Raw genomic sequence first — 14,347 nt, 5'->3', positions numbered from 1 at the left:
GGGGATATGCTGGAAACGCACGCAAGGCTTGTGTGCTCGCCCACGAACACGTGCGTCGCGAGATTCACGAGCGCAGCTGACTCGAAGGTGAGGAACATGGCGACTCAAACAACCGCAGGTAGCGCTTCAGGTAACGCGGCGGACCGAAATCTGGCTCTGGAACTGGTCCGCGTTACGGAGGCTGCCGCAATTGCCGGTGGTCACTGGGTTGGCGCGGGTGACAAGAACCGAGCGGACGGCGCGGCAGTGGACGCCATGCGTTCGTTCCTGTCCACGGTGAGCTTCAACGGAACCGTGGTGATCGGTGAGGGCGAGAAGGACGAAGCCCCCATGCTGTACAACGGCGAGCAGGTGGGTGACGGGCACGGCCCCGCTTCGGATGTGGCCGTTGACCCCATTGACGGAACCCGGCTCACCGCTCTGGGCATGAACAACGCCCTGGCCGTGATTGCCGTGGCGGACGGCGGTTCGATGTTCGACCCCTCCGCCGTGTTCTACATGGACAAGCTCGTGGTCGGCCCGGAAGCCGCTGACATGGTGGACCTGCGTCTGCCTGTCAAGCAGAACCTTCACCTCGTGGCCAAGGCCCGCGGCGTGAAAACCAACCAGCTCACGGTGTGCGTGCTGGACCGTCCCCGTCACCAGGGTCTCGTGGACGAAATCCGCGCGACCGGTGCCCGTACGCGCATGATTCTCGACGGCGACGTCGCCGGCGCTATCGCTGCGTGCCGCGAGGGAACCGGCGTGGACGTGATGATGGGCATCGGCGGTACGCCGGAAGGCATCGTGACCGCGTGTGCAGTCAAGGCCACGGGTGGTGTGATCCAGGGTCGCCTGGCTCCCACCGATGAGGCCGAGCGCGAGAAGGCAGCCGAAGCGGGCCTGGACGTTGACCGCATCTTGACCACGGACGAACTGGTGACCTCGGACAACTGCTTCTTCGCAGCAACCGGTATCACGGACGGCGATCTGCTGCGGGGTGTGCGTTACCGCGGGCCCAGGATCACCACCCAGTCCATCGTGATGCGTTCCAAGTCCGGCACCGTGCGCATGGTCGAAGCCGAGCACGTGGCCAAGAAGTGGGAGAAGTACGAGCGCGGCAACAACTGATCCACTGGCCTCTTTGAAGTCATTGAATACTCGCGCGTGATTGCCCCACGGGGTGGTCACGCGCGAGTGCTGTCCACAGCTAAGCTGTATGACGGTGTGCTGGGGACTAACGAAAGGACGCACCGTGTCATTGAGCGTGAACCCGTGTGACAACCGGAAGACGTGGGACGCCAGGGTTCGCGTGACCGGCGGAAATCCCCAGCTGCTGTGGGGTATCGGCGAGGCAGAAGCCCTCAGCGATGAGCAGATCAGCGTGGAACGCGTGATGGTGAACCGCGCCAATCAAACGATCGGCTACGGCCAGCTCCTGATCTACCCCGAAGACAAGCACACGGTGGTGGACGCTCGATCATTGCACGTGAAGAGTCCCCACGAACTCGTCAAGGTGCTGGGTGCGCTTCAGGACTACGCCCGCGAGAAGCACGACGGTGCGGTCCTTCGCATCAGCCCGGACACAGCGGTCAACCCGCAGCTGCTTTCCGACCTTGAAGAGGCGGGCTATCGCCGTCGGGACAAGATCCGCAAGGGTGAGGCCGGCCCCCGCGAACTGATCGTGCGTCTGGGCGAAACCGAGAGCGACCTGTCGAAGCGTCTCTCCAGCGGGACCCTCGAACGTTGCCGTGCCGGACTCAAGGTCGCCGGCGTGAAGGTTCGCCGCGTTTCCGCCAACACTCAGAGCTTGGCCAACGTAGGCCTGCGCACCGCTCACATCGATGATCTGCTCAAGGCTGTGGGCCAGGACTCCGTGTTCCTGGTGGCCACCGAACAGGCCGAGGGTGAGCAGGAAACTGCACTTGGCTACCTGTGGTTCGTGCACACCGGCGAATCCGCATTGCTCTACCGCGTGGGCTTCACTGATCGCGCCCGCCAGTTGGGTGTGGACGACGCTCTCTTGCTCACCGGTCTGGTGCAGCTCCAGCAGCGCCGCGTCCACAATGTGGTGGCCGGCGATCCGGATTCCGAGAACGCGTCCGTGGTTCTGCGCGAGCTCGCCGAGGAGCAGCGTGAGATCCTGGGCGTGTGGGAGTACCCACTGGTCAGCGCCTATCAATTGGCTGGCCGCGCCGAGAAGACCAGGCACAAGATTTTCGGAGAGCGCCCGCCCAGGAAGAAGCGCCGCTTCAAGGTTCTTTCGGCGCAGCCCGCTCGCGAGGATGATCCCACCGCGCCCGAGACCGGTTCCCTCGCGGCGCAAGATGCCAATAGCGCCGTCGACGCCGATCCGGACCTCGCTCGCCAGCCCGCCGCACCCAAGCAGAAGAAACAGCCGAAGTCGGCCAAGCCTGCGGCGTCGGTTTCCGAACCCTCAGGTGACGCGGCGACCGACACCGCTGACACGACCGAGCAGCCAGCGAAAGACAAGAAGTCACGTAGCCTGCCCAAAGTCACGGTCCCCAAGGTGTCCATGCCCACGCGCCCATCCTTCATGAAAAAGGACGACGCCGACGACGCCGCCTCGAGTGCCGATTCGAATGGCACCGATCCTGCCGAGCGCGGAAAGGTCCGCGGCTTCGCGCGACGGGTCGTGGACGAGGGCACCGCCGCCATGCGCGACGCCGCGCGCTGGTAATACTCACCACCCTGGGAGGACACACCTGAAGGGTCGATAGGATCCTCGGGAACACCTCAGGCGCCGTTGGGACCCTTTTGGCCAGCGTGGAAGGTTCTACTAACACCTCAGGTGTAAACGTGGGCTCTAACGCGACGTCAGGCGTGACGGTTCTCGCGAGATGACGAACGCATTTGAGGGGCCGGTAGGACCCTCGGGAACACCTCAGGCGCCGTTGGGACCCTTTTCGCCAGCGTGGAAGGTTCTAATGACACCTCAGGTGTAAATGTGGGTTCTAACGCGACGTCAGGCGTGGCGGTTCTCGCGAGATGACGAACGCATCTGAGGAGCCGGTAGGACCCTCGGGAACACCTCAGGCGCCGTTGGGACCCTTTTCGCCAGCGTGGAAGGTTCTAATGACACCTCAGGTGTAAATGTGGGTTCTAACGCGACGTCAGGCGTGGCGGTTCTCGCGAGATGACGAACGCATCTGAGGGGCTGGCGGGGCCCTCCGGAACAGCTCAGGCGCCGTTAGGGCCCTTATGGCCAGCGCGGAAGGTTCTAATGACACCTCAGGTGTAAATGTGGGTTCTAACGCGACCTCAGGCGCGGCGGTACTCGCGAGATGACGAACGCATCTGAGGAGCCGGTAGGACCCTCGGGAACACCTCAGGGGCCGTTAGGGCCCTTATGGCCAGCGTGGAAGGTTCTAATGACACCTCAGGTGTAAACGTGGGCTCTAACGACACCTCACGCGCAGCGCGGCGCCGTGCAATGTAGTGCGACGCAGTGCCAGCCGCGTACCGGCATCAGCGCCGCAGCAGCCGTAACTACCGCCCCGAAATGATGGACGTCGCCCGGGCCACCAACGGCGCGGGCAGCACGCGGGTGAGGGCCTCTACCGCGTGGAAGGTGCGAGGTGCCACCACGCGGGAACGGCGCTTGTCCACTGCGGTCATGGCGGAAGCCACAATCTGTTCCGGGCTCATCGCACGGCCGATCTTCACGGCACTGGAACCGACCACGTCGAAGAACTCGGTATCCACGGGACCAGGGTTCACGCAGGTCACCAGCACACCTGACTTGCGGGCCTCAACGCCCACGGCAAGAGTGAACCGTTCCACGAACGCCTTGCTGGCGCCATACGTGGCCATGTAGGGAATGGGCTGGAACCCGGCCACAGACGCAATGTTCACGATTGCGCCGGTGCGCCGCGCGGTCATCGACTGAAGCGCCTCGTGGGTGGTGGCCATCAGAGCGGTCATGTTGACGGTGGCTTCTTCGAGTTCGCGATCGATGTCCAGTTCGGCGAAAGCACCGTGCGTGCCGAAACCTGCATTGTTGATCAGGATGTCCAGCGAGTTGGAGCGAATCACGTCCACCAGGGTGGAGATCCCGTCCTGCGTTCCCAGGTCAGCGGCCACGATCTGCGCAGCACCGTCGGTCACGGTTTGAGACAGTTCAGTCAGCTTCTCCGTGCTCCGACCGGTGATGATCACCTGATAGCCGCGCCGGTGCAATTCGGCGGTGAAAGCGCGGCCAATTCCTCCGGTGGCACCGGTGATCAGAGCAGTTTTAGTCATGCCTCGATGGTACGCTCGCGGATTTTCTTCCGAGCCGCAGTGACCGCTTCCCGGGCGTGGCGCACGCCGGTGTAAGCGGTGTAGCCACCGGTCGAAACGGGCAGGTCCCATGTGCCCGCAAACGATACCGGCGAGCCACCGAACGACTTCTTGAAAGACGTGAATCCGTACCACTCGTGCTCTGGACCAGCGCCCTCGGGTGCGGTGCCGAACAAGTCGAACCACGCGAGGCCTTTCTCCTTGGCGTCCATGATCATCGTGACCACCAGCGGGATGCCCGCTGACAGCTTGCGGTGACGCTGATCCATGGCCGCGTGGGCGTAGGTGCGGGTGTCCGAGGAGTCGTACACGAGCGAGGCCGCAATGGGCTCGTCCTCGAGCTTCGCGAGATAGATCGCGGCAGCGCCGGCGGGCATCAGCGACCGGGCTACCGCGCGCAGGTAGTCGTCGTGCTGGCGGTTGAAATCCTTGCGCTTGGCGGTGTCGTCCAAGAACTTCAGGAGGTAATTGACGTCCTCCGGGTTGGATGAGCGCTCAATCGTCACACCCTTCTTGTGGATGTTCCGGTACAGATTTCGGTTGGTGGACTTCATGTCCTTGAGCAGCTCTTTCTCGTCCTTGCTGAGGTCAATGAGCTGCGTGTGCGAAGGCTGAACCTGACGCGGGGCAACCTTCATACCGCGGCGGCGCAACGAAGACTTCTCCGTTTCCAGACCGTCCACGAAATTCGCATTGGCCGGTTCCACGCGCACGAACCAGCACTTGTGCTCCTTGGCCACGCGCGTGAGGTCCGCCAGAGCGGCGTCGAAAGCCTGTGGGGAATCCGCCTCGGGACCGTACGGGCAGTACAGGTACCGGCCCGTGCGCCCGCCCTCGACCGTGGCCAGGTAGCGCCACCCGTCTCCGGAGGCCTGGACGACCTGGTGTCCGATGCTTCGCTGAAACTCTGCCCATTCCTGGGACTGCAGGATATTTGCCACGCGTCCACTGTACCGACCTGCCGCTCAGGTCAGAACGCGCAGCGCGGATTCGGTTACGGCACGGAGCAGGTGCCGTTGGGAGACAACTCCTCGGCGGTGGTCAACATCGCGGGGGAGGCCGGCACGGGCACCGACATGCCCACGCCCACACCACCCGGCGCGCCGGCCACACCACGGGCCGGAACGCTCGACGACGACGCCGCCTCAGCGCCGTCGTCCGTTGCCTTCTCGAGCACGCCCTGGAGATCGGACTGGAACAGCTCGAAGTCCGGGTAGGTGGGGAAGGACTGGTCGTAGAACGGTGGGCCCACGGCATAGGACTCGAGGTCGTGGTTCTTGGCCTTCATGGCCACGTTGACCAGGGAACCGATGGAGGACTGCGGAATGTCTGTCTCGATAATTTCTTCACCCGAGTTGGCCAGATCCTCGAACTTGGTGGCCACGTTGACCGGATTCAGTTGCTTGAGCATTGCGGCCTGTACGCAACGCTGGCGCGCCTGTCGGTCATAGTCCGTGGCGCCCTCGCGGGACCGGGCGTACCAGAGGGCGTGATGGCCGTCCATGTGCTGCACACCGGGTTCGATCCAGCCCAAGATGGGGTTCGGCAGACCGGTGTCCATGTTGGTGCCACCGCCCATGGGCACGCGTCCACCCACGTCCAGGGTGATGCCGCCCAGGGCATCAACCAGCGACTCGAAACCGTCCATGTCGATCAGCACGTACCCGTGGATCTCCAGGCCGGTGACGCCCTCGGCGGCATCCTTGGTGGCTTCTGCGCCGGGGTCGGCCACGTCCGGATAGAGGTTCTGGTGATTCTGCATCACGTCCGTGTAGATCGCGTTCATGATGCACTCGTCGCCGCAGCTGAACCCGCTGGGGTACACGTCGTGCAACGGGGAATCTTGCGGGAACGGCACGTTCTGCAGGTTGCGGGGCAAGGACACGGTCACAGTGCGACCGGAGTCCGCGTCCACGCTGAGCACGGTCATGGAGTCGGGGCGGCGGCCTTCGCGGTCATCACCGGCGTCGCCGCCCATGAGCAGGATGTTGTAGCGCCCGTCGTCCGGGGCGAACGGTAAACCGCCGCCAAAGATGTTGGAGACCGCCCCCCGCGCCACCGAGACCAAGTGGGCGGCATAACCCAAACCACCACCGGTGATGAGCATGGCCAGCACGGTCACGATGACCACGGCGCGGCGGACCTTGTCGCTCAACAAACCTGGTCTGATCAGGCGGAGCGTGTCGAACCACAGGAATACCCAGCCCAACGCGAGGCCCAGCAGGCCGAACATAAGAATCCACGAGGTGACCGAGTTGGTGAGCAGCCAGATCAGCGCGGTCTTCCACACGAGCCACAGCAGGGCAGCGAAGAGAATGAGCGCCCACACGGTTACGGTCACCCGGAGCGCCAAGCGTCCCAACGGCCTGCGTCCGGCCACCAGCTGAGCGGAGCCGGGAACCAGTGCGGTGGCGCCCAACAGCCACCACGCGCGCTTGGTGCGGTCGGCCGGTGCGGCGAACTTGGGGTTGATCAACGGATCGGCCACGTTGGAGCGCTTCTTGCGCGGGCCGCTACCGGGATCGCGGGTCGCGGAAGCACCGTGGAAGGTTTCTTCCGCGTAGCCACCATCCGGGTGGGGGGCTCCGGCCGTGGGCGGGTAGGGGGTACCCCCTACCTCGCTCGAGGATGATCCGTTCACGTGCAACTCCGTGCTGATGGGGAAGGCGGTGTTGCGGCCGGCTTACGCGGGTGATTGTGGGAATCACCCTCTCGCGAGTCACGACGCACTGCGGTTATTGTGCCGCTACTGGCTGAATCCTGGCCGAAAATCGACCGGGCAAAGCACTGCTACTCCTGAGTCGTGGCGCCTCGCAACACCGTGTCCCGCAGCGCCTGACCCTTACGGTGAGCGGTCTCGGACAGCTCCCGCGCGAAGTTCTGCAGGTTGTCGCGCAGGTGCTCGGCGGACGTGTCGGTGGCCGAGGCCAACACACGAGCGGCCAGCAGACCGGCGTTTCGGGCACCCCCGATGGACACGGTGGCCACGGGAACACCCGCGGGCATCTGAACGATCGACAGCAGCGAGTCCATGCCGTCCAGGGTCTTGAGCTGGACCGGTACACCAATCACCGGCAGGGGTGTGACCGAGGCCAGCATGCCCGGCAGGTGCGCCGCGCCGCCGGCACCGGCAATGATCACCCGCAGACCACGTTCGTGAGCGGTCTGGCCGTATTCGAGCATTTCGTGCGGCATGCGATGAGCGGACACGACATCCGCCTCGTACGGAATGCCCAGTTCTTCCAGGACCTCCGCGGCCAAGCGCATGGTGGACCAGTCCGAATCCGAGCCCATGACCAGTCCGACCACGGGCGCCCGCAGCTGCGACAGGGGGGTCGCGCCCCACGTGGGGTGCGCCTTGCCTTCGGACTGGATATGAGTGGGCTCTTCCGATCGGTCCTCACCGTCGCGAATGATGGCCGCCGCACGGGTCGCAATGCGGCGCAGTTCGGCCGTCTCATCCGCGGATCCAACCACGTTCACGTGCCCGATCTTGCGGCCGGGACGCACCGACTTGCCGTAGTTGTGAATCTTGGCGCGCGGCTCGGCGGCCATCGCGGCCGGGTATGCCGCGAAGAGGTCCTGATTGTCGCCGCCCAAGAAGTTCTTCATCACGGCAACATCCGCGTTGACCTCCGTGGCACCCAGCGGCCAGTCCAGAACGGCACGCAGGTGCTGCTCGAACTGACTGGTCACGGAGCCGTCCATGGTCCAGTGCCCGGAGTTGTGCGGGCGCATGGCCAGCTCGTTCACGGCAAAACCGGCGCCGTGGCCGGGGGTCTCGAACAGTTCGGCAGCCATCACGCCGGTGACGCCCAGTTCCTGGGCGAGCATGATGGCCGCTCCCGACGCCGCCGCGGCCACTTCCGGGTCCAGGCCGGGTGCCGGGGCGATCACCTCATCGCACACGCCGTTGACCTGCACGGACTCGACCACGGGCCACGCCTTGGTCTCGCCGGACGGTGTGCGCGCCACCAGAGCGGACAGCTCACGTGTGAACGGGACGGCTTCCTCCGCGAGCAAGCCGTCCTCGGAAGCCTGAGCGAACCACGCCGGGACCGGATCCTGGTGGACTGCCTGAGCGTCGTCGAGCTTCAACACGCCCTTGCCGTCGTAGCCGCCGCGTGGCGTCTTGAGAATCAGCGGCCATCCGGCCGTCTCGCCGAAGGCCAACAGCTCGTCCGCGGTGCGCACCTGGGCCCACTGGGGATTGGGCAGACCGAGCTTCTCCACGGCCTTGCGCATGACCAGCTTGTCCTGCGCGTGCACCAGCGCCTCCGGGCCCGGCTGCACCGACACCCCGGCTTCCTGGAGGGCGCGCAGGTGCTCGGTGGGTACGTGCTCGTGATCGAAGGTGACCACGTCCACCTCTGAGGCGAACTGCCGCAGGGTGTCCAAATCTTTGTAGTCCCCAACGGGGGTGGTGCGGACGGCGGCCACGGCCGAAACGTCCGGGCCTTCCGCCAGGACGCGCAATTCCACGCCCAGCTCGGTAGCGGCGGGTGCCATCATGCGGGCCAGCTGGCCGCCTCCGACAACACCAATGACAGGACCTGTAATGGGGAAACTCACGTTCCCCAGGGTATCGCCACAGCGGGCCACCAGCTATTTAGGAGTAGGATGCAGCTCAATATGCGGGTAGATCACGCACTTCTGCGGATCACCCATGAGCGTGCAAGTACCAGCGCGCATGACTTCCCCGAGCGACGGAAACCGAGAACCATTCGTGAATAGCATCATGGAACGCGCTGACGCGCTGTGGCACCTGTTCGTCAAAGAACTCATGAAGTTCGGCGTGGTGGGTGCGCTGGCGTTCGTCATTAACGCGACGCTCACGTGGATCCTGATGCACACCCCGTGGTTCGAGGACAGCCACATCAAGGCCAAATTCGTGGCCACGGTGGTGGCCATCCTGTTCTCGTGGGTTGCCAACCGCTTGTGGACCTTCCGCGAGAAGCGTCAAGCGGACAAGCGGCGTGAGTTGGTCCAGTTCTTGGTGGCCAATGGCATTGGCCTGGGCATTGAAATGGGCTGCTTGTTCTTCAGCTACTACGTGCTGGGCCTGCAGTCGGCCACGGCGTCCTTCATCTCGGGCACGATTATCGGCACCATCCTGGGCACCATCTTCCGGTACTTCGCCTACCGGTTCTGGGTCTTCCGCCAGGAGCTCGATGAGGACCCGGATTTCGCGGGCAGCCGCGAAGAAGAGTTCGCGTTCATCACCGGTCAGATCCCCGTGGTGCAGCGCAAGGACGAGACGGCCCACCAGGACTCGGACGCCTCATCCCGCTCTCGCACCGATTCGGACGCCCCGCCCAGCCAGATCTGAGCCGGAACTGACCGTCCGAATCGAGTCTGTCGGTCTGGTCCCTCACTCGCCCGACAACGGGACCGCCTTCTCCTGCGCCAGGACATCCGGCGTAACATCCGACTCGTTTGCGGTCAGCAACACAGCGCCGTCGCGCAAGAGCAGTCCCAAAGTGATCAACAGGGCACGTTCTTTCCAGCCGTTTTTCAACGGCACATACACGGTGTGGTCCTCGACCGCCGACGCCGCTCGCTCGGCTTCCCCCAGCAACTCACCGTGCGTGATTCCGGCCTCTGGCAAGGCATCATCGCCGTCCTGAGGTGCTTCCATTCCCATGTACGCGTCCGGAAATGATCGGACTTCGGCGCAGAAGTCGATGACCGGATCCGAAACATCTTCCTCACACGCGAAGGCCAAGGCCGGGGAGGCGACGGCCAGGACGTGTTCGGCCGGAACGCCGTCGTTGAGGTGACCTTCGAGCGCGGCGTGGACGGCGGCGTCGTCGGCGGAATTCTCACCGAACCGTACCGAGGCACCAACCCGTAGGGCGGCGAGGGTGAGAACTACGAGTCGCCAGTGTTGGCGCGGGGAAACGGTGATGAGTTGGCCGGACTCCACGTCCAATTCGTCGACCAGGAGGCTTGCGGATTTTTCGACCCAGTTGACGAGCACGCGGCCGGAAAGCTCAACACGTTCGTCCCCGTTGCGCCAGATGAGCGCGGGTGTGGGGCGTTCGGAAAGCTGGGCCAAGGCCTGTGCGAAAGTGGCCGGTGTGCGTCTCACGCAGAAACTCCTTAGGGTAAGTGACGGTCCCTCGTCCACACTGACGGCACGCCGGTCAAATCTGCAAGTCCGCCGAACCCAGCTTGACTCAGCAGGACTTACACGCGTGTAATTAGGGGGTCCGCTTCGGGCCAAGCGGACCAACCCTTCGCCTGGAGCGGTTGATTTCCCGCGGCCCAAATGGGCGGGTCACGGGCACCACATAGCTTTTGCGTCGGACGGAAGGACTGACATGGGAGAGGCCGCACGCCGCCACTTCAACGATCAAGAGGACACCGCCGAGCAGGGCCGTCCGAACGCGCACGAGGTGATCCCCGCAGATTGGTTCGTCGATCCCGTGGATCAGGCTCGTGGTGGATCCACCATGGAAGTCACCACCCTGGACGATCTCGCAAGCGCCTTCCTGGCTGCGCATCCCGAATCCGCAGGCGATGTGATGTTGCGATCCGATCGCCGCAAGACCACCGATTCCGAACCCGTGGCGCAGACCCCCGCGCAGCCGCCGGTTCCGCAGAATCTCACCGACGTGGACGTCCACGACCCGCAGAGCGTGGACGCTTCCGTGTGGCAGGCCGTTGCCGGCCTGTACTCCGTGAGCGAGGGCGACGCCGAAGGCGAACTCGCCTGGCAGACCGACGCTCTGTGCGCACAGACAGACCCCGAAGCTTTCTTCCCCGAAAAGGGCGGCTCGACCCGCGACGCCAAGCGCGTGTGCGAGGCGTGCCCCGTGAGCGGCGAGTGCTTGGACTACGCGATGTCCAACGATGAGAAGTTCGGCATTTGGGGCGGGCTCTCCGAACGCGAACGCCGCAGGCTGCGCCGCCGGGGACGCTGAGTAAGCGCATGAGCGAAGAACTTCCTCAGCGCAGCTGCAGCCGCCAGACCTGTTCCAGGGCCGCCGTCTGCACCCTGACCTACGTGTACTCGGACTCCACCGCGGTGATCGGTGCGCTGTCCGCCCGTTCCGAACCGCATGCCTACGACCTGTGCGCCTTCCATGCGGACCGCATGACCGCCCCGCGCGGGTGGCGTGTGGTGCGTCTGGAATCACCGGACGGCTGGAACCGCGATGACCTGGGCGCCATGGTCGAGGCCGTGCGCGATGACGAGCCGGCCGCGCGGCGTCGTCCGCAGTCACCGCAGCGGCCCGGAATGCGGGCCCCCGGGCGAGTATTGCGGGACGTTTCATTCAATCGCGCGCCGGCCGAAACCATTGGGGACGATCAACCCGGGAGCGGGCACGAAGCGAAGCCGCAAGCCGCACCGGAATTCCGGTCCGCGCCCATGCCGCAAAGTATGCGGCGCGCCCACCTGCGTCGCCCGTAATCCATCCGAAGTCAACTTGTTGTTCAGCGGGTAACCGGGCAGTCTGGGTGAGATCCAGCCACGCGAAGTGAGGTTCACCATGGCCCCCCATTCCCCCCGCAAGAGCACCTGGCGTTCGCGCGCCGTCACCGGTTTGGCGGGTTTCAGTGTGCTGGCCCTGGCCGCGTGCGGTACGGGTTCCGGGGGCGACGGCGCTGCGTCCGGTTCACCGGGCGACGGCGCCTCGAATGCCACAGCCACCGAGGCAGCTGCCGAACCCACCGTGACCGTGGCCCCTGCCGCGGACACCACCATGGTCAATCCCGTGGACCCGGTCACCGTGACGGCGGACCAGGGCAAGCTCACGGATGTCTCGGTCGTTTCCGATGACGGCCAAGAAGCCGCCGGGGAACTGTCCGAGGACGGAACCACGTGGACTTCCACCAAGCCCCTCGAATTCGATTCCGCCTACACCGTGACCTACACGGCGGACAACAACGGCCGCACCGGGGAGGGGACCTCCGCGTTCTCCACCGTGGACGCCGCCCACGAAATGGACGTTCGCATGAACGTGCGGGACGGCGGCACCTACGGCGTGTGGCAAGTGGTCGAGTTCGATTTCTCCGAACCCATCCTGAACAAGGACGAGATCGAGAAGGCCGTGACCGTCAACGGCGGCGGCGACCAGGACGGCGCGTTCCGCTGGTATTCGGACACCAAGCTGCGGTATCGACCCGCCGAACCGTGGGCCCCGGACTCCAAGGTGAAGGTTGCCATCGAATTGCTCGGTAAGGACGTGGGCGATGGGATGATCGGCAACGAGAACCAGACCGTGAACTTCACGACCGGTCCCGAACACCGCGCGTACGTGGATAACAACACCAAGACCCTGGTGGCCTACGAGAACGGCAAGAAGACCGGCGAATGGCCCGTGACCTTGGGCAACCCGGAATGGCCGTCGACCACGGGTAAGAAGGTCATCATCGAGCAGGCGGAATCGTATGAATTCAAGCCGTCGTCGCTGAACCTCTCACCCGGGGACCCGCACTACTACGAGCCCTTCAACGCCTCCAACGTGGCTCGACTCACGTGGAGCGGCGAGTTCATCCACCAGGCCCTGCCCTCTGCCATGCCGGTGTTGGGCTACCAAAATGTGTCCCACGGTTGTGTGGGTATGCCCGTGGAGGGCGCCAAGTACATTTTTGACACCTTCCGCCCCGGTGACATGGTGGAAGTGGTCAATACCGGTTACCCGCAGGCTGATCCCGACGACGGCTTTGGTGACTGGAACATTCCCTTTGACAAGTACTCAGACGAAAACTGGCACGGAAACTGGTGATATCCCCGGTGAGTTCTCCCACTACGGCGGTCAAGCGTCCCCGCGAGGCGAAATTTCGTCGCCTTCAACAAGTCTTTCTGGCGCTGACGTTCCCGATTCTCCTGATCGCCCTGGGGGTGCGGCTCGTGGCCACCCCGCTGTTCCTGTGGATCGAGTACCACCGCCCAGGGTTCCCCGCTGATCACTGGGGGATGACCACCGAACAGCGCATGACCTACGGGTCCTACGGGCTGGACTACATCATGAACTTCGCGCCGCCCGAGTACCTGAGCGGGTTGATCAGCGAAGAAGCCGGCATGTTGTTCCAGGACCAAGAGGTGTCCCACATGACCGACGTGCAACACGTCATCCAGTGGGGCTTCCTGGTCGCGTTGATTCTGCTGGTGCTCAGTGCGATCAGCTGCCTCTATCTGCACCGCCGCGCACCCGGCGCCGCGTCCGGTGCACTGTTCTTCGGAGCGTGGCTGACCGTTGCACTGCTGGTGATTCTCCTGGTCGTGGCGGTATTGGCCTGGGAGACGTTCTTCGCGCTGTTCCACTCATTGTTCTTCGACGCCGGTAGTTGGACCTTCCGCATCACCGACACCCTGATCCGGCTGTACCCCACCCAGTTCTGGATGGACGCGGCGATCGCGGTCGCCTTGATTGCCGTCATCGGTGCGTTCGTGACCATGTTGATCACGCGTCCGCGGATGCGTTCCGCCGCCCGCGGTGAACGTGCTGCCGTTGATGAGGGTTCCGGTCATGATGGCCGCGAAGAAACTGAGCACGAGAGGGCTGACGTTGAGGACTCCAACACGGAGCGCCAGGATGCCGACTCTGAACGCGATCAAACTCTTGGGAACCGGGAATCCGCGTCCGACCACTCGGCTAGCGAGAACCAAGGTGCACCGTCCGCAAAGGACAGGCCTAACCGCGATTCCGACGCTCCTTCCGCGCCCTGGGCCTAGTCGCTCGTTTCTCATAACGCCACCGCCCGCTGACACTGGGCGGCGTCACCCTCGCTTCTGAGGTGTCGCAAGGACCGCGCGTGACACCTCAGGGGCCATAAGAACCCCTTCGGACCATCCGGCGGGTCCTAATGTTGCACCAGACGCACCCCAGGGTTCTAGCGGCACCCAGCATGCGCACTCAACCGCCGACGCCGCCCGGTCCTGATCCCGACGCCGCCTGGTCCTGATCGCGACGCCGCCCGGTCCTGGGCCGGGGGCCATGTCCAGGATTCGTGTGTTAGCGGCCCGCGTCCGTTGTGGGGCCCGTTCGAACCGTTGGAGACGTCTCATGTTTTGTCAGAGCCTCTGTAGGAGCACTGAGGGGTTCTAACGGCACAC

The 14,347-nt window shown here is 64.4% G+C and carries 12 protein-coding genes and 1 pseudogene; 7 read left to right on the top strand and 6 right to left on the bottom strand.

The window, feature by feature from the left end; genetic code table 11:
* Positions 1–96 precede the first annotated feature (96 nt).
* Both glpX and RF638_RS03930 read left to right on the top strand, forming a co-directional pair.
* Complete coding sequence (gene glpX / locus RF638_RS03935) at positions 97–1,110, top strand: class II fructose-bisphosphatase (protein WP_129700480.1); 1,014 nt, start codon at positions 97–99, stop codon at positions 1,108–1,110.
* A gap of 124 nt (positions 1,111–1,234) precedes the next feature.
* The gene (locus tag RF638_RS03930; protein WP_129700482.1) at positions 1,235–2,680 is read left to right on the top strand and encodes a hypothetical protein; all 1,446 of its coding nucleotides are present in this window, start codon (positions 1,235–1,237) and stop codon (positions 2,678–2,680) included.
* 809 nt (positions 2,681–3,489) lie between these two features.
* Here the strand turns inward: RF638_RS03930 and RF638_RS03925 are convergent.
* From RF638_RS03925 to RF638_RS03905, 5 genes and pseudogenes are all read right to left on the bottom strand, one after another.
* Positions 3,490–4,242, bottom strand: coding sequence for an SDR family NAD(P)-dependent oxidoreductase (locus RF638_RS03925; protein WP_368629171.1), 753 nt, complete (start codon positions 4,240–4,242; stop codon positions 3,490–3,492).
* The gene (locus RF638_RS03920) at positions 4,239–5,222 is read right to left on the bottom strand and encodes a lipid II:glycine glycyltransferase FemX (RefSeq protein ID WP_368629172.1); all 984 of its coding nucleotides are present in this window, start codon (positions 5,220–5,222) and stop codon (positions 4,239–4,241) included. Before RF638_RS03920 ends, RF638_RS03925 begins: the two co-directional genes overlap by 4 nt.
* 53 nt (positions 5,223–5,275) lie before the next feature.
* The gene (locus RF638_RS03915) at positions 5,276–6,922 is read right to left on the bottom strand and encodes an LCP family protein (protein ID WP_259917388.1); all 1,647 of its coding nucleotides are present in this window, start codon (positions 6,920–6,922) and stop codon (positions 5,276–5,278) included.
* Between the two features lie 149 nt (positions 6,923–7,071).
* A complete protein-coding gene (gene purE, locus RF638_RS03910) occupies positions 7,072–7,575 on the bottom strand; it encodes a 5-(carboxyamino)imidazole ribonucleotide mutase (protein ID WP_311198973.1) in 504 nt (167 codons plus the stop codon).
* Between the two features lie 108 nt (positions 7,576–7,683).
* Positions 7,684–8,841 (bottom strand): annotated as a pseudogene (locus RF638_RS03905) (5-(carboxyamino)imidazole ribonucleotide synthase); the annotation flags it as partial.
* A 178-nt stretch (positions 8,842–9,019) separates the two neighbouring features.
* Between RF638_RS03905 and RF638_RS03900 the strand changes: the two are divergent.
* Complete coding sequence (locus tag RF638_RS03900) at positions 9,020–9,610, top strand: GtrA family protein (protein WP_095796989.1); 591 nt, start codon at positions 9,020–9,022, stop codon at positions 9,608–9,610.
* Positions 9,611–9,652: 42 nt separating this feature from the next.
* Here the strand turns inward: RF638_RS03900 and RF638_RS03895 are convergent, their stop codons facing one another.
* Positions 9,653–10,372: a TIGR03089 family protein gene (locus tag RF638_RS03895; RefSeq protein ID WP_095796826.1), complete on the bottom strand. Its 720-nt coding sequence runs from the start codon at positions 10,370–10,372 to the stop codon at positions 9,653–9,655.
* 232 nt (positions 10,373–10,604) lie between these two features.
* Here RF638_RS03895 and RF638_RS03890 point away from each other — a divergent pair, with 232 nt between their 5' ends.
* The 4 genes from RF638_RS03890 to RF638_RS03875 all read left to right on the top strand — a co-directional run bounded on the left by RF638_RS03890 (position 10,605) and on the right by RF638_RS03875 (position 13,966).
* A complete protein-coding gene (locus tag RF638_RS03890; protein WP_095796825.1) occupies positions 10,605–11,207 on the top strand; it encodes a WhiB family transcriptional regulator in 603 nt (200 codons plus the stop codon).
* Positions 11,208–11,215: 8 nt separating this feature from the next.
* Positions 11,216–11,698, top strand: a complete 483-nt coding sequence (locus tag RF638_RS03885; protein WP_315280078.1) for a DUF3499 domain-containing protein — start codon at positions 11,216–11,218, stop codon at positions 11,696–11,698.
* A gap of 79 nt (positions 11,699–11,777) precedes the next feature.
* Complete coding sequence (locus RF638_RS03880) at positions 11,778–13,016, top strand: Ig-like domain-containing protein (RefSeq protein WP_368841467.1); 1,239 nt, start codon at positions 11,778–11,780, stop codon at positions 13,014–13,016.
* Positions 13,017–13,024: 8 nt separating this feature from the next.
* On the top strand, positions 13,025–13,966 hold the full coding sequence (locus RF638_RS03875; protein WP_315280083.1) for a TIGR01906 family membrane protein: 942 nt from the start codon (positions 13,025–13,027) through the stop codon (positions 13,964–13,966).
* The last annotated feature ends 381 nt before the right edge of the window (positions 13,967–14,347 follow it).

The sequence above is a fragment of the Kocuria sp. CPCC 205235 genome (assembly GCF_040980905.1).
Taxonomy (GTDB): Bacteria; Actinomycetota; Actinomycetes; order Actinomycetales; family Micrococcaceae; genus Kocuria; species Kocuria carniphila.
This window is presented reverse-complemented; position numbering and strand designations above follow the sequence as displayed.